At 43.9% G+C, this 15616-nt stretch carries 14 protein-coding genes; 5 read left to right on the top strand and 9 right to left on the bottom strand.

Going from position 1 to position 15616, the window contains the following annotated elements:
- Positions 1-31: 31 nt before the first annotated feature.
- A complete protein-coding gene (locus tag AB4209_RS05595; RefSeq protein ID WP_004734596.1) occupies positions 32-421 on the bottom strand; it encodes a DUF2750 domain-containing protein in 390 nt (129 codons plus the stop codon).
- A gap of 149 nt (positions 422-570) precedes the next feature.
- The gene (locus AB4209_RS05590; RefSeq protein ID WP_017065328.1) at positions 571-1476 is read right to left on the bottom strand and encodes a manganese-dependent inorganic pyrophosphatase; all 906 of its coding nucleotides are present in this window, start codon (positions 1474-1476) and stop codon (positions 571-573) included.
- 201 nt (positions 1477-1677) lie between these two features.
- On the opposite strand from AB4209_RS05590, the gene AB4209_RS05585 reads away from it, so the two are divergent.
- Complete coding sequence (locus tag AB4209_RS05585; RefSeq protein WP_372055097.1) at positions 1678-2892, top strand: putative manganese transporter; 1215 nt, start codon at positions 1678-1680, stop codon at positions 2890-2892.
- Positions 2893-3185: 293 nt separating this feature from the next.
- On the opposite strand, the gene torA is transcribed toward AB4209_RS05585, so the two are convergent.
- The 3 genes from torA to torE are packed head-to-tail and all read right to left on the bottom strand — an operon-like array spanning position 3186 to position 7088.
- Positions 3186-5648 carry a trimethylamine-N-oxide reductase TorA gene (gene torA, locus AB4209_RS05580; RefSeq protein ID WP_372055095.1) on the bottom strand — a complete coding sequence of 821 codons (2463 nt, stop codon included), beginning with the start codon at positions 5646-5648 and terminating at the stop codon, positions 3186-3188.
- A 24-nt stretch (positions 5649-5672) separates the two neighbouring features.
- Positions 5673-6854, bottom strand: a complete 1182-nt coding sequence (torC, locus tag AB4209_RS05575; RefSeq protein ID WP_017060299.1) for a pentaheme c-type cytochrome TorC — start codon at positions 6852-6854, stop codon at positions 5673-5675.
- Between the two features lie 51 nt (positions 6855-6905).
- Positions 6906-7088, bottom strand: coding sequence for a trimethylamine N-oxide reductase system protein TorE (torE, locus tag AB4209_RS05570; RefSeq protein WP_017060298.1), 183 nt, complete (start codon positions 7086-7088; stop codon positions 6906-6908).
- Positions 7089-7525: 437 nt separating this feature from the next.
- Between torE and AB4209_RS05565 the strand changes: the two genes are divergently transcribed.
- On the top strand, positions 7526-8320 hold the full coding sequence (locus tag AB4209_RS05565) for an ABC transporter permease (RefSeq protein ID WP_372055093.1): 795 nt from the start codon (positions 7526-7528) through the stop codon (positions 8318-8320).
- Positions 8321-8641: 321 nt separating this feature from the next.
- Here AB4209_RS05565 and focA read toward each other — a convergent pair whose 3' ends face one another.
- Positions 8642-9484, bottom strand: coding sequence for a formate transporter FocA (gene focA, locus AB4209_RS05560; protein WP_017060282.1), 843 nt, complete (start codon positions 9482-9484; stop codon positions 8642-8644).
- 362 nt (positions 9485-9846) lie between these two features.
- Positions 9847-11154: an ATPase gene (locus tag AB4209_RS05555; RefSeq protein ID WP_017065323.1), complete on the bottom strand. Its 1308-nt coding sequence runs from the start codon at positions 11152-11154 to the stop codon at positions 9847-9849.
- 257 nt (positions 11155-11411) lie between these two features.
- On the opposite strand from AB4209_RS05555, the gene AB4209_RS05550 reads away from it, so the two are divergent.
- The 3 genes from AB4209_RS05550 (at position 11412) to AB4209_RS05540 (ending at position 13269) form a co-directional block, all read left to right on the top strand.
- The gene (locus AB4209_RS05550) at positions 11412-11642 is read left to right on the top strand and encodes a TIGR02647 family protein (protein ID WP_017060280.1); all 231 of its coding nucleotides are present in this window, start codon (positions 11412-11414) and stop codon (positions 11640-11642) included.
- A gap of 114 nt (positions 11643-11756) precedes the next feature.
- Entirely contained in the window at positions 11757-12611 is an 855-nt protein-coding gene (locus AB4209_RS05545; protein ID WP_017060279.1) for an NAD(P)H-binding protein, read from the top strand.
- Entirely contained in the window at positions 12604-13269 is a 666-nt protein-coding gene (locus AB4209_RS05540) for a YdcF family protein (RefSeq protein WP_032545711.1), read from the top strand. Before AB4209_RS05545 ends, AB4209_RS05540 begins: the two co-directional genes overlap by 8 nt.
- Before the next feature lie 149 nt (positions 13270-13418).
- Here the strand turns inward: AB4209_RS05540 and AB4209_RS05535 are convergent, their stop codons facing one another.
- Entirely contained in the window at positions 13419-13997 is a 579-nt protein-coding gene (locus AB4209_RS05535) for a thymidine kinase (RefSeq protein WP_017060277.1), read from the bottom strand.
- A gap of 98 nt (positions 13998-14095) precedes the next feature.
- Complete coding sequence (gene cysS / locus AB4209_RS05530; RefSeq protein ID WP_017060276.1) at positions 14096-15481, bottom strand: cysteine--tRNA ligase; 1386 nt, start codon at positions 15479-15481, stop codon at positions 14096-14098.
- Between the last annotated feature and the right edge of the window lie 135 nt (positions 15482-15616).

Here is a 15616-nt window from a genome sequence, read left to right as displayed (position 1 = left end):
TGACTTACGATGTTACTGTATTACGAAAGAACTAGCGCTTAGCTGCCTGCTTTTTCAATTCGAAGTCGAACTCATCCGGGAACAAGATAACGCCTTCTTCTTGCTCGTTCGGGAATACTACAACAGCAAGTTCGTCGTCTTCTAGACCGTTCGTCCAGCGACTGTGCCATTTGTTCAACGAAATAGACTCAGCTTTACACTCAGACCAATCACCCGTTGCCCATGATTCTGCGAACTCTTGGTTTGGCCATACTGGAACACAATCTTCATCTTCTGTGTTCAGCATTACACAACCGTGTTCATCGGTTAAGATCCATACTTCACGGTTTGCTACGATTTCTTTCACACAGTATTTCAGGCGTTGCTCGCCCGTATACTTGTTGATTTCAGCGATTTTTTTATCGTCTAGCTGTGTAGTCATCTTAATTTCCTACTTTAGTCAGTAACTTTGCTCTTAAAGCTATTTTATGCCGAGTGTTGTTAACTTCAAACATTATCGATGAAGAAGAAAGTCTACTTCAAAGAAAAACGCCTGCTAAATAAGCAGGCGTTTAATATTAAGCGACTTGATTAAACAAGCTCACCTTGTAGCCAAGGCCAGCCTTGCTTCTTACGGCTTAGTGTATTTTCCATCATTAATACGCCGCCTTTCTCGTGCTTAACCAATTTCTCAGCCCACTCACCTTTGTATAGAAGACGAGTTTGAGCAGTAGTGATATCTGTTAGCATTACCGCAGCGAACGCTAGACCGTCTTTCTCACAACGCTCTTCAAGATCAGCTTCTAGCGCTTCGATCATGCCGTCTACTTGCTCAAGAGTCGCAAGTTCAACTTGACCAACAACAACATCACGACCGTTGAATGGGTAGCCTTTAAGGTCTTTTTCTACTAGCTGTGCAGCAGATAGGCCTTCGATGTTTGTTTTTGCGATTAGAAGCGCTTTGATGAATGCATCAACGTCAGTTACGCCAGCAATTTCAGCAAGCTCAGCAACCGCGTCTTTGTCTTTTTGAGTACATGTTGGAGAAGCGAAACCAACTGTGTCTGAAAGAATTGCAGACATCATTAGTTTAGCGATTTGTTGAGAGATTGCGTGACCTTCAATCTTGAACATGTTGAAAAGTACAGTGTTTGTACAACCAACAGGCCAGATCCAAGCTTCCATTGGGTTTACTGTCATCACGTCGCCTAGACGGTGGTGATCAACAATACCTACGATCTCTGCATCAGCAACATCATCTGGTGCTTGTGCTAGATCTGAGTAGTCTACTAGCCAGATTTTCTCACCAGCAACAGAAGTACGAAGCTCTGGCTTTTCAGCACCAGCGACTTCTAGAATGTGTTGAGTTTCGCGGTTGATCTCGCCTTGGCGAATTGGTGTCGCTTCCTCGCCACGAGCCTTAAGAAGCTCAGTTGCAACTAACGCACTACAAATACTGTCACTATCAGGGTTTTTGTGACCAACAACTAAAATCATGTTTCTTCCTATTACACTAACAATTATGACTCTACCTTTAGAGCCTCTCTTTATTAGCCATACTTTACCTCATTTTTTTAGATTGGTCATGTTTCGTGGGTTTAGCCAATAGTAACAATAGATAAAAAAACAACAAATGCAATTGATAATTATTATCATTCGTATATATTTATCTTAAGCCACTAATTTTGAGTAACACCTATGGATCGACTAATCTCTTTTTTGCCAAGCAGTAGTGCTGCGAAAACAACTCAGTTTTCACTGTCATTTAAGCGCCTGCTTTTGCCTGTCTCACTTGCAGCTTTGGTTGCAGCCCCAGCTACACGAGAGCTGACGGTGACTACTTTGTCAGACGCGTTTTGGGCAGTGTCTTGTTATGTTGCTTTAACCTTGGCTATTTACCACTGGTTAAGTCTGTACATAAACAAAGATAACGTCTTCAATAAGCTCGTCCATCAATCTCGTTCAAACCAAGTGGTATTCGCGGCTCTCATGGGCGCGTTGCCCGGCTGTGGCGGTGCGATAGTGGTAACCACACAATTTATCTCGGGAAAACTCGGATTTGGTGCGGTAGTTGCGGTGCTCGTCTCAACCATGGGTGACGCGGCGTTCCTGCTCATAGCGAGCGAGCCTAAGACAGGTTTAGCCATGATGGCGATGGGCGTGATCGTGGGTACTGCGTCAGGCCGAATCATTAACTTGTTTCACGCAGACGACTTCTTACGCCCAAAAAAAGCAGAGAAAAATGAAGTGGTGAGCAGCTGTGCTTCTCAATCTCAAGACAAAGAATCGGTCTCTAAAAAAGCGATAAACCTGCAAGGTTACCTGTGGTCTGTACTGATTATTCCGGGTGCTGCCGTTGCCCTACTTGGCTCTTTTCAAGTCGATGTGAACGAGCTGCTCGCTTTGCCTGAAATGTCGATGGAATGGGCGGGGACAGTTTTGCTGATCAGCTCGATGTTTCTGTGGGGGCTAACCCGTGAAATTGAGGATTACAAATCAGCCGTGAGTGAAGATGAGAAATGTTTAGGCTCTCATCCACTGCAAAAAACCGCTCAAGACACCAACTTTGTCACAGCGTGGGTTGTGGTTGCCTTTCTCTTCTTCGAATTTGGCTCTGTGCTAGCAAATGTGGATTTTGCGACGCTATTCTCAAGCTGGGGCATTATGCTCCCCCTGGCAGGGGTCCTGATGGGCTTGCTACCGGGCTGTGGACCACAATTATTGGTGACTAGCCTTTACCTTTCAGGTGCGCTTCCACTTTCTGCTCAGGTAGGTAATGCAATTTCAAATGATGGAGATGCGCTATTCCCTGCGATTGCGATGGCACCGAAAGCAGCACTGGTCGCAACCTTGTATTCAAGTGTGCCCGCTTTAATCTGTGCTTATGGCTATTGGTTTATGTTTGAGATCTAACTTGATCAGAGTTAACTACATAGGCTTCTGTAAGGTCGGTACTTTGTATCGGCCTTTTTGTTTCCGTCTGCTTAAGTCTTTCCACAGGTTCTTTTTACATTCCCTTCCTGCTTCACTGCTTCTACCACCTCTCTCAAACAGCGCGTTACAGCCTGCTCAAAACACCCTCTATTAGCCCTGTTACAATGCTTATTTAGAAACACTAACACAGACATCTAAAATACAAAAAGCCCCTGTAAGAGTGCTTACAGGGGCTTTAATTCAAGCTTTAATCTTGGTTCTTAAGACAAGACTTAAGAAACTTCGATTGGACCACCGAATGAAGTTACTGGAGGCAGTTTGCCTTGGAACTTCTCGAAATCAACCAAACATGTGTTTGCTGACGTTGCTTGAGCAAGTTCAGACGTACCGATATCTTGAGTCAGTGTGTTTGGATCGCCGTATGTATCTAGCGCGCCCACTTTCTCGTTGATCGGACCGTACCAAGCACCTTCTTCGATACGAACAACACCAGGAGCGTAGCTATCCATTAGAACAGCACCTGCTAGTAGTTGACCACGGTCGTTAAACACACGTACTACATCGCCATCTTTGATGCCTTTCTTCTTAGCATCTACTGGGTTGATGTAGATTGGCTCACGGCCTTGTACCGCGTAAGTCGCACGCCACTCTTCAGATTCACACATCTGAGAGTGAAGACGCTTGTCTGGGTGACAAGATTGTAGCCAGTACGGGTGCTTGTCAGAGCCTGGACCACCGTGTGAACGTTCAGATTTCTCGAACCACATTGGGTGTTCTTGACAGTGCTCGTAACCCATGTTGCCAACAGTACGGCTTGTGATTTCGATGAAACCAGAAGGCGTGCCTAGTGCGTTGATCTCTGGATCTTCACGGAATGAAGCGTGACGAGTCCATGGCTTACCTTTGCCGAAGTCTAGGAAACCTTTCTCCCAGAACTCATCAAACTCAGGCATTTCGAAGCTACCTTCGTTTGATGCGCGACATTCGTCGTACAGAGATTTAACCCACTGCATTTCGTCCATACCACGCGTGTAATCGTCGTAACGACCCCAACGCTTAGTTAGGCTAGACATGATCTCGAAGTCAGTCTTAGACTGGAACAGAGGATCCACTAGCTTGTGCATTGCGATCAAACCACGGCCAGAGTACGCGCCGTAACCATCGATATCGTTACGTTCCCACTGAGTACAAGCTGGAAGAACAATATCAGAGTGACGACAAGTTGCAGTCCAAGCGAAATCAACAGCCACTACAGTTTGTAGGCTCTTGAATGCTTTACGCATCTTGTTGCGATCTTGGTGGTGGTGCCACGGGTTGTTACCACTGAATACCATCATCTTGATGTCAGGCAGTGTCACTGTTGCGCCGTTTGCTTTGATCTTCTTACCTGGCTCTAACAGGCTATCAACCCAACGAGCAACAGGGATTACGCGGCTGTAACCGTTGTAATCAGTGTTAGTGTGCTTAGGCGATTGACCTTGGTCGATGTTCAGCGGGAATGAACCCGGAGCAGCGAAGCCAGTTGAAGATACACCGATACCAGAGTAGTGGTGACCGTAAGAGATACCACCGCCCGGAAGACCAATTTGGCCAACCATTGCTGCGATAACTGCACACATCCAGTAAGGCTGTTCACCGTGCTCTTGACGTTGGATACTCCAACCAACAAGAATCTGTGTACGACCGTTAACCAGCATCTTAGCGAAGTCACGAATAGAGTCCGCGCTTGCGCCACAGATAGCAGAAGCCCATTCTGGCGTCTTCTCAACTCTGTCTTTCGTTTCACCTTGAACGTACTTGATGAAATCTTCAAAACCTAGACAGTAAGTTTCGATGAACTTCTTGTCGTATAGGCCTTCGTTGTAAAGCACGTGAGCAACACCAAGCATGAACGCCACATCAGTTTGTGGGTTGATGTACATTTGCTCGTTTTCTAGGTAACGACCTGTTTTGTTTTTAACAGGGTCAACAGAAACAACGTTGATCTCTTTCTTAGCAACTTTTTCTTTCAGCTGTTCTAGGTATGCGAACGACTCGTGAGTCTCACATGTCCAACCTACTTGCAGGTTTTTAACTGGATCGTTACCCCAAAGAACAATGTTGTCACTGTTTTCTAAGATAAGTTCCCAAGATGTACCTTGTGCGTAAACTTCAGTAGAACCTAACACGTAAGGCATGATCGTTTGACCAGCACCTGTTGAGTAGTCACCGATTTTCTTCACAGAGTAACCGTGAAGTGCCATTGCACGTTGCATGTGGTTAGTACAGCTGTGGAACTGACCCGTTTGTCTCCAACCAGTTTGACCTGTGTGAAGCGCCCATGGACCGTAATCTTTCTGTACGCGCTCTAGCTCGCGGTAAACAAGGTCTAGTGCCTCATCCCAAGTCACACGAATAAAACGGTTGTTACCACGCGTGTCTGCGCTGTATTTATGCTTCTTCAACCAATCTAGGCGAACCATTGGGTAACGCACACGTGATGGGCTGTAGATAATACCTTTAATACCTTTCAACATCTCAGTTGGGTGTTGATCGATTTCTAGAGGTTTAATTTCTTGTACTTTACCCGCATAAACACGAGCTCGGAATGCACCCCAGTGAGAACCAGAGACTTTCCACGCACCGTCTGTTTCTGCTGCAGACGCTGATGCCGACGCCAATAAGCTTGGACCGATAACCGATGCCGCACTTGTAGTAGCGACACCTTTCAGAAAACTTCTTCTTGTAATTGCCATTGTGTTACTCCAATTGACGTCTTATTAGTGATGGCCTTCAGAAAAATCTGATGAGTGCTTCTGTAGATACTTAAGAACCAGTGCTTCTGTATCTGTATCGAAGTTAACGAATGCAATCATACCATCTAGCATGCCTACCCAACCGTTAGCGCTGAAGTGAGCTTCATCTGGCTGTGAGTGACACGTTGAACAGTTAGATTGGTACGCTTGACCCGCTGCGTTCCAGATTGGATCGAAGTTATCAACCATAGACTCTTTCTTCATCCAAAGTGCTAGGTTAACTTCTTCCCATGGAAGGCCAGTAAGCTCATCTTCTTTCTTCTCACCAACAGTGATAACGTCACTTTGAGATACTTCTTTCGTCAAGATTGCAGTTGAGATGTTCATACCGAAGTCTTCTTGGATTACACGTCCGAAGCCTTTCGCTTTACGCCAACCGTCGATTTGAATCTTGATCATGTCGCCTTTTTCGTCGATAACCGCAACTTTACTTGCAGGGCTTAATAGACCCGCTTCAACTTCAGCTGTTTCATCTGTGTACATTGGTAGGTGACGAATAGAGATCACGTCTGAACCATTTGCGTAAGATGTGCTGCTTGCTACGTTTTCTAGCTCGCCAACAATACCGCTCGCTGATGCCATATCTAATGGAAGGTTGTGAGCAATACCTTTGTGACAGTCAACACAGCTTTGATCACGCTCTGCCGCGTTCTTCATCTGGATACGCGCTGTTGGGCGCATGTTTTCGAAATCCATTGAATCGTAGTTGTGGCAGTTTTTACACTCTAGAGATTTGTTCGAAGAGAAGCGATCCCATTCGTGTTTAGCCAGTTCGATACGACGAGCTTCGAATTTCTCAGGCGTATCTAGGTCACCAAATACTTGAGCGAATACTTCTTTAGAAGCTTGCATCTTACGAGCGATTTTTGCTGTCCATTCATGTGGAACGTGACAGTCAGGACAAGTAGCACGTACACCAGAAGTGTTTTTCCAGTGAACCGTTTCTTGTAGTTCTACGTATACGTTGTCACGCATGGTGTGACAGCTTACACAGAATTCTTCTGTATTTGTGTGCTCTAGAGCTGTGTTAAAACCGCCCCAGAAAATAACACCGGCGATAAAGCCACCCATAGTTAGTACACCAAGACTGATGTGTACTGCTGGGCGAGTCATTGTGCGCCATAATTTAACTAAAAATGATTTCATGTTTAGCTCTCTTAAATATTGATTTTAAAAAATGTTGTTACTTAGAGGGCATTACATGCCGCCGTGAGCACCTGGAGGTCCGAATACAAACACTTGCAGTGCCCAAACTAGGAAGCCGTAACCGCCTACAAAAGCCACACTTAATATTGGGAAGAGAACCACCGCGATGAAGAGGAAAGACTTCCACTCCAGCGAATGTTTTTCGCTAGTTTCAATTTTATTAACATCACTCATACATTTTGCCTATTTTGTATTTAGTAATTTCGAGTAACCCATTCTATGGGGCTAAAGTTCTTAAGTATCTAACGACAAATTTTAGACCATACTCAAAGTAGGGTTCAATCAAATCTCCCGTTATAACCCTTGCTAATCAATACTTTTTTGAGCTCATCCAAAGTTGTTTTTAGTTAAACAAAGTTATTAAAAAGTATTAACAAATGTGAAGAATTAAGTATATTTCACAAATGTTAAATTCCAACACCTGCGCAACCGTATTGTAACCAATTTTAACGTTTTACCTACTAAGTAGTAGCCAAAAATGCCTCAAAAAACCAATATTTTGTGGTTTGATTGTTAAATTATTGAGTATTTTTTAAAGCAACGGCTGAGAAGCTGAAATGCATCATTTGGCACTTTCAGATATGATGGGGACCTACTTAAAAGGAAACATTATGCAAGACGTTATTGATATATCTTGGTGGCAGTTATTGTTCTTCAGCTCACTTCTCTTGCTACCCATTACCATCAACCACAAGTTAAAACTCGGCCTTGGCAAAGAGGCTTCTATCAGCATCATTCGTATGGTTATTCAGCTATTTCTGGTGGGACTTTACCTAGAATACTTGTTCACTTTGAATAGTTTGTGGGTCAATTTGCTGTGGTTATTTACTATGATTATCGTCGGTGCAAGCTCGATTGTTGAAAAATCTAGACTGCCAAGAAACCTACTTTTGGCTCCTGTCGCCGTTAGCCTTGCGGTAACTTGTGTACCTATTGTCTTGTTCATCTGCTTTTTCATCATTAAACCAACACCGGTTTTTAACGCGCAATACCTTATCCCGATCGCAGGGATGTTATTGGGTAATAGCTTAAGCAGTAATATAGTGGCATTGCAGAACCTGTTTGGTGCTTTTGAAACGCAGAAATCAGAATATGAAGCGGCAATCGCGTTAGGAGCCTCACCAAGCTATGCAGCTTCGCCTTTTGTACGTAATGCAATACAGAAAGCGATGTCTCCGATTATGGCTTCTATGGCTACGACAGGCTTAGTGACACTACCAGGAATGATGACAGGACAAATTCTTGGTGGGGCGTCACCGATGATCGCGATTAAGTATCAACTGATGATCATGCTGGCTATTTTCGTGATGATGAGTTGCTCTTTGGCACTTGCTCTTCACCTTTCATTGAAGAATTGCTTGACGAAAGAAGGACGAGTTCTCGCTAAAATACAGCCTTCGAAATAACCTCCCCACTCCCTTGAGGCCTGGTTACTCACTGAATTTGAGACAGGTTATCCACAGAAATTGTGGATAACCAAATCAATATAGATCTTTTTTTGTCCATTTCCATCCAAAGAACGATCATTACCGTTGATCCTTCGGTGTTTTCAAAGACATATACACATACGTTGATTAATACTATTGAGCGTTCACATGACAATTTGAGAAATGAGTGAGTAGGTTTTCCACAAATAAAAAACGGCCTGCAATGCAGACCGTCTTCTGGTAAATGTCATAAGTCAGTTCAGTATTGTCACTGAGCTTCAACTAATCTCGTAAACTGAATTAGTCACGTAAATAGATTAGCCAATACCACATACCAACAAAGATACCACCGCCAATGATGTTACCGATGGTAACGGGCAGCAAGTTGTTCATCAAAAAGTCCGCCATGTTCAGATCAACATAGTCCGCAGGATTAGCGCCCGTCATTGTCCAAAATTCAGCTGGAGCAAATGTTTTGATGCCGATAGCTAAAGGCACTTGGAACATATTTGCAATACAGTGCTCAAAACCAGCCGATACGAACATCGCAACAGGCAAAATCATTACCGCAATTTTGTCAGTCAGTGTGCGTCCACTAAACGTCATCCATACCGCGATACAAACCAATACATTACACATGATGCCGAGCGCGATAGCTTGGATAAAATCGTGGTGCATCTTATGTTGGGAGATCGCCATTGCATTCAAACCCACTTGACCGTGGTCGAACATGTACTGTTTGGTCAGTAACATACAAGCCACCAGCAGCAATGCGCCAATCAAGTTACCTACATAAACTGTAGCCCAGTTCTTAACGAGCGTGCGCCAACTAATCTTGCCACTTGCACGAGCAACCAGAGTCAGCACCGAACTGGTAAATAGCTCACCACCGGTAACAACAACGAGAATTAAGCCCAAGCTAAATGCAAGGCCACCTAATAGGCGAGTAATACCCCAAGGCAAATCACCAGCACCAGTCGTTACGATGGTGTAGAACACAAACGCAATACCGATGTGTATGCCAGCGGAAATCGCTAGGAGAAAAGATTTGATTGGATCTTTGGTTGCTTTACCTACGCCAATATCTGCAGCGCGCTCAGCCATTTGTGGCGGTAATAATGAGTCAAATTGGTTTAGATTCATGATGATTTACATTTTGAAACATGTCGTCGGGAGCGCGATAATCCTCTCTTTCATTTCTGAATTCAAGAGCTATTTTAGGCACAAAATAGCTCTCACAGCCTTGTTGAAAGCAAATAGTCCGAGTTATTCCAAATTCATACGACTTTAGTAGTAAAAAGAAAACTCTGCTGAATGATTAGTTATCAGCATAGAAAATAACACATCTATAAATATCAACAAGTTACGTTAAAAATCAAAGAATAACGTACACTAAAATGGCTCACAGAGCGCTTTTATTTCTAGATTTTGACATAGATCAACAGAACGTAAAAAAGCGCCCTAAGGCGCTTTTAACTCAATCACAAATAAAGAAATTAGTGATGCTAAACCGAAGGTTCAATCACTTCTTCTGATGATTGTTCTAGGGTTGAATCCTCTAGAGTAGATTCAACAGCTGGCGACATCACATCAGAGTCACTTTCGTTGGCCACTTTGCCACCTAAGCTTTTCAAACTATCCACTAACTCTTCTAAGCTTTTAATGTGAGCATCACTCTTGGTAATCTGCTCACCGAGCAACTCACTGTGCTTGGTTGCTTCAGACAGTTGCTGCGCTTGCTTCTGGTTTTCAGACTCCAGCTTAGCTAATTGCTCAGTCAAAGTTTTAATCTCTGACTTTAATGACGCCGTCATGTCTGAGCCTTTCAGCGCTTTAACACTCGCTACAATTTTTTGAGACTGAAGACGCAATACAACATCACGGTGATCTTCATCATTAACCACTCGTGAAATGCTCAATAACTGGTTCTCTGCATTCAAAACCGACTGTTCGAACTGGTCGCCTTTTACGCTCGCCAGCACTTTGACTTCATGAGCAACACTGCGTACGTGGTTTAATTCGAACTCCGCAGCGTGAACTGCGTCTTCAATGATAGACTTTTCACGGGGACTGGCTTTCACTTGGCTTTCTGCCAAAGCAATTTGAGATGCCGCTTTAGCAAACGTCAGTGGAACAACGTCATCGAAATCTTCATCTTCCAAGAACTCTAATTCGTTCTTCAAAGGTTCGATGTATTTCTTATGCGCCACTTTAACTTCTAGTAAGCGAGCATTGTTAAGAAATTCCACCTGCGCTTCTTGAGCGTCTTCAAGCTCATCGACCAGCACATACTCGAACAACTCGCTGTATTCTGAATACAAACGTTTGTAGCTCGAGGTAAACATGGTATCTGCGCCAAGAAACTTCAGGTAATCCATTTGGACAATCGAATCCGCGAGTACTCGATCAGCCTTCTTCTTTAACACTAAGATCGAGTCATAGTTTGATTTGATCAAAGCGATTTTTTCATCGAAGGCTTCAGCGTAAGTTAGGCTCGAAAAAATGGAGTAACTCTTGGTTATCCGAGTTTCGTCTTTAAGTAAGTCCGCATAAATGCTTTCAGCATCATCCCATGCGTCTAATAGTTCATTGTAATTCTCTGGTGCATAGAGAGACAATTGAGCATGGTCTTCAAGCTTAACTTCCCATTCGGAGTAAACGCTTTGGACAGACTGAAATGAACGGACCTCTATTGTCGATTCATTATTGTTGTTTGTGGTTTGGTTCGCGTCTGTCTGCTCTGAGGGTGTACTTTGACAACCTGAGATAGCAAATAGCATACTGATCGTTAATGCTACTTTGTTCGCTCTCACTTATGCATATCCTTTTTATACAATATTCGCTCAATGCAAATTATTTCTAGTCACAATATATTACAACCACTTAGCAATAAACATCACTGATGATTTAAGTGGGTGCAAATCACCCAATATAACCAAAATAAACTCATCACTCGATGATTAATCAATCAATTTGGTATCACTTATCAATTCTCTTTATTTGCTATTGCCTGAGCCGAGAATGCGCACTAAGGTGAAGGTAGAGAACGTTATGAATATATAGGTTAATTATGAAGTACAACGCTGAACATATTGCTGATTTAAACCTCCTTCTTCAATTTGATGTAAGTAGTGCAGCTACTGGAATTAAAGTCCATCAAGAGGCTGCTCAAGAAACTCAAGACGCTGTTAAGCGCCTATTCGAAAAAAACCTTTGTACTCAGCCAGACGGCGGTTACCTAACAGATGAAGGTATCGAGATGGCAGAGCGCGCAGACAAGCTTCTTCGCGTACTAAACTAAAGCTCCATTGTTCTAGTAAAAACTCCACTTGCTTCGGCCGTGGAGTTTTTTCATTTTTGGGCAAAGCTTTGTTAGGCTTATTGTAAATTCGTCATTTGCAGTTGTGAGGAACACATGGCTTCTATATTTATTGTCGGTGCAGGATGGGTAGGTGCACCTTTATCTGAACATTTAGAAAAACATGGTAACCGAGTAGTGGTCACGAAAACGACCCAAGCGGGAGCAGATGCCATTGGTAGCGAACAAATTCCATGTGAAGTGTTTAGCTTTGATTCATCCGATCCACAACAGACTATCGGGCGACTCTATTCATTGTTACTCGAAAACAACACTGAAATTGTGATTGGCAGCTTCCCTCCTGGCTTTAGAAAAGGAGCAGGACAAGAGTATGCCGACTACTGGCAGCAACTCACCAATGCATGCCAAAAGGCCAACATTAAAAAGCTCATTATGGTTAGTTCAACTACGGTATACCCAACTAAGCCGGGTGTGCTGAACGAGCTGGATGCATCACTCCCCCTTTCGACCTCAGATAACGAGCACGCGTCTTTATTTTCCGATAACGCACGAATCATGCTGCAAGCTGAACAGTCAGTGATTGATTCCGGTATCGACTACACCATTCTTCGCTTTAGTGGCTTAATCGGCCCAAGCCGTCACCCATCACGCTTCGCAAGCAAGTTAAAACAAGTCAGCACTCAAGCTCCAGCCAACATGCTGCACCTTGATGATGCAATTGGTGCTGTCGATTTCGCTATCAGTCAACTGCACAATGAAATAGTTAACGTGACCACACCAAATACAGTCAGTAAGGCGGAGTTTTATGCCGCGGCACTGAAAAGCGCCAACAGCAGTGAGCCTCTGCCCGCTGTTGTTGATACCCCAGACAAGTTAATCTCTTCGAAGAAGATTCTCGACTTAGGTTATTCATTTAAATTCGAATCCACACTGGACGCACTTCATGACTGAACAATCTATTGCTAACAAAAATCCCAACATAAAACTGCATCGCTCAGTCGACACCCTTTGGAACTTTATGTCGATGGGTCACAAGGTTACGCCTTCCGACTGTATCTTTGTATTGTGTAGCAACGATACTCGCGTAGCTGAATATGCAGCCGAGCTTTATCACCAACAGATCGCGCCTTACATCGTTTTTTCTGGCGGTGTGGGGCGCTTTACCGAAAGAAGCTTTGAACGCTCAGAAGCAGAAACATTCGCTTCTATCGCACGGGATTGTGGCGTGCCTGACTCTGACATTATCATAGAGAAACACGCAACAAATACTGGGGAAAATGTACGATTCACTCATGAGTTGCTGACAGAAAAAGGGTTATCGCCGAAGAGGCTAACCTTAGTTCAGAAGCCCTTCATGGAGAAACGTACCTACGCAACCTTCAGTAAACAATGGCCTGACGAAACTTCCGAGATTACCGTGACGTCGCGATGGCAAACTTGGGATGATTACTTTAACGAAGAGTTGCCGTTAGATATGGTGTTAGGCGCATTAATTGCTGATTACGAGCGAATCAAATCCTACCCAGAGAAAGGCTTTCAGATTGAGATGCCGATCCCCGACGACGTTGACCACGCCTATCAAGCATTGAAGAAGCTCGGTTTCGAATAAGCAAAAGTTAGACTTTGAACAAAGTAAAAGCTCGGCAGGAAATAAAACAAAATCTCGGCTTGGAAGAAAGCAAAACACAGGCCCAATAAACAAAAACGGTGACACTTGGTCACCGTTTTTCGTTCTTTCGCGTTAGCAAATAGAGCTGCTTATTTACCTAACGCTTCTTTGTAGTGCAGACGGCAAACAGAAACGTATTTGTCGTTACCGCCAATAGCCACTTGGTCGCCCTCAGCAATCGCCACACCGTGCTCGTCGGTACGAATTACCATGTTCGCTTTACGGCCACAGTGACAAATTGTTTTAAGCTCAACAAGTTTATCTGCCCAAGACAGTAAGTAACGGCTACCTTCAAACAGTTCACCCAGGAAATCGGTACGTAGGCCGTAACAAAGTACAGGGATGTGCAGCTTATCAACCACTTCTGTTAATTGGTACACCTGCTCCTTCGATAAAAATTGGCACTCATCGATCAAAACACAATGACGCTTTTCTTCCTCATTGAGCTTTTTGATCGCATCAAACATGTTGGTGTCATTTTTAAACAGCTGAGCTTCAGATTGCAGACCAATTCGTGAGCTCACTTTACCGATACCATAGCGATCGTCCAAAGCTGCCGTAAAGATCACTGGCGTCATGCCACGTTCTTGGTAGTTGAATGAAGATTGAAGAAGCGTTGTTGATTTACCCGCATTCATTGCCGAGTAATAAAAATACATCTGAGCCACAGAAATATTCCTGTTAATTAAAAGTTGAAGATAGAAAAGGTGAAAATAGAGAATTCGTGCTAGAAAAAAGGGCTGAAAATCAGCCCTTTTTATAAGATTTACTTACGACGCCAAGTCGTACCTTCTGGGCCATCTTCCAGAACAATACCCAACTCGTTTAGCTTATCACGTGCAAGGTCGGCATTTGCCCAATCCTTTGAAGCACGAGAGTCGTTACGCAGTTTGATCAACGCTTCGATTTCAGCCACTTCGTCGTCGTTACCTGCCGCATCACCTTGTAGGAAGGCTTCTGGCTCTTGGTGAAGAATACCGATGATGTCTGCTAGTTCACGCATCAATGCACCCAGTCCGCTTGCTTTTTCAATGCTTTCAGGCTTGATACGGTTGATTTCACGAGCCATTTCAAACAGTACTGAATAAGCTTCAGGTGTGTTGAAATCATCGTTCATCGCTGTAGAGAATCGAGTCACGTACTCTTCGCCACCGGCAGGAGCGGCTGTAAGGTCTAGGCCACGAAGTGACGTGTATAGACGCTCTAGTGATGCGCGAGCTTGGTTTAGGTTATCTTCGCTGTAGTTTAGCTGGCTACGGTAGTGACCAGACATTAGGAAGTAACGTACCGTTTCAGCATCGTAATGTGCTAGCACGTCACGGATAGTGAAGAAGTTACCTAGTGACTTAGACATCTTCTCTTTGTCTACCATCACCATACCACTGTGCATCCAAGTATTTACATACTGAGTGCCGTGCGCGCAGCAAGACTGTGCGATTTCGTTTTCGTGGTGAGGGAACTGCAGATCTGAACCACCACCGTGGATATCGAAGTGGTTACCAAGAATAGACGAGTTCATTGCTGAACATTCGATGTGCCAACCTGGACGACCCGGGCCCCATGGCGATTCCCATGTAGGTTCACCTGGCTTAGACATCTTCCAAAGAACGAAGTCTAGTGGGCTGCGTTTTGCAGATTCAACATCAACGCGAGCACCCGCTTGAAGCTGATCAAGGTCTTGCTTTGAAAGCTTACCGTATTCGTCGAATTTCTTTACTTCAAACATCACGTCGCCGTTGCTTGCAACGTATGCGAAACCACGTTCAATCAGCTTTTCAACAAGCTCGATGATTTCAGTGATGTATTCTGTCGCACGAGGCTCAACATCTGGACGCTTCATGTTCAATGCATCAAAGTCAGCGTGCATCTCACCGATTAAACGCTCAGTCAGAGAGTCACAAGACTCACCGTTTTCGTTAGCGCGTTTGATGATTTTGTCATCGATATCTGTGATGTTACGAACGAAATTCAAATCGTAACCAAGGTAACGAAGGTAACGAGTTACTACGTCGAAAGAAACGAACGTACGACCATGACCAATATGACAGAGATCGTATATGGTTACCCCACAGACATACATGCCGACTTTGCCAGCTGTAATTGGTTTGAATTCCTCTTTCTGTCTTGTGAGCGTGTTATATATCTTCAGCATGATCTCTATCTATTTTATGGATTAATCAAAATAAGCTCGCAGTATAACAAGTCATACCTTAATAGGTAATCCCTAAAAGCAGGAATTACCTCAAACATCCGAGTTAAGTTAATGATTTGGTGATTTGAAAGTCTG

Origin of the sequence: Vibrio sp. 10N.286.48.C11, assembly GCF_041469805.1 — a bacterium.
GTDB classification, from domain to species: Bacteria; Pseudomonadota; Gammaproteobacteria; order Enterobacterales; family Vibrionaceae; genus Vibrio; species Vibrio crassostreae_C.
This window is presented reverse-complemented; position numbering and strand designations above follow the sequence as displayed.